The organism is Mesorhizobium sp. WSM4810, assembly GCF_055811235.1.
Genome location: NZ_JBVVQV010000096.1, coordinates 1 through 653, shown reverse-complemented (window position 1 = coordinate 653; position 653 = coordinate 1). Strand labels below are relative to the sequence as shown.

Sequence of the window (653 nt, the reverse complement as noted above, 5' to 3'; positions counted from 1 at the left end):
GCCAAGACCGCCGAGACCGAACTCGAAGTCGTCGAAGGCATGCAGTTCGACCGCGGCTATCTCTCGCCCTACTTCGTCACCAACGCCGACAAGATGGTTGCGGATCTGGAAGACGCCTACATCCTCCTCCACGAGAAGAAGCTCTCCAACCTGCAGGCGATGCTGCCGATCCTCGAGGCTGTCGTGCAGACCTCGAAGCCGCTGGTCATCATCTCGGAAGACGTCGAAGGCGAGGCCTTGGCCACGCTGGTCGTCAACAAGCTGCGTGGCGGCCTGAAGATCGCCGCCGTCAAGGCGCCGGGCTTCGGTGATCGCCGCAAGGCCATGCTGGAAGACATCGCCATCCTCACCGGTGGCCAGGTCATTTCCGAAGACCTCGGCATCAAGCTCGAGAATGTTGGCCTCGACATGCTCGGCCGCGCCAAGAAGGTGTCGATCTCCAAGGAGAACACCACCATCGTCGACGGCGCCGGCAAGAAGGCCGAGATCCAGGGCCGCATCGCCCAGATCAAGCAGCAGATCGAGGAGACCACCTCGGACTACGACAAGGAGAAGCTGCAGGAACGTCTCGCCAAGCTGGCGGGCGGCGTTGCCGTCATCCGCGTCGGCGGTGCGACCGAGATCGAAGTCAAGGAAAAGAAGGACCGCGTCGA

1 protein-coding gene is annotated in these 653 nt (G+C 62.3%); it reads left to right on the top strand.

The window, feature by feature from the left end; genetic code table 11:
- Positions 1-653, top strand: a 653-nt coding sequence (gene groEL / locus AC0L3O_RS35465; protein ID WP_473618162.1) for a chaperonin GroEL, incomplete at both ends; no start/stop codon positions are given.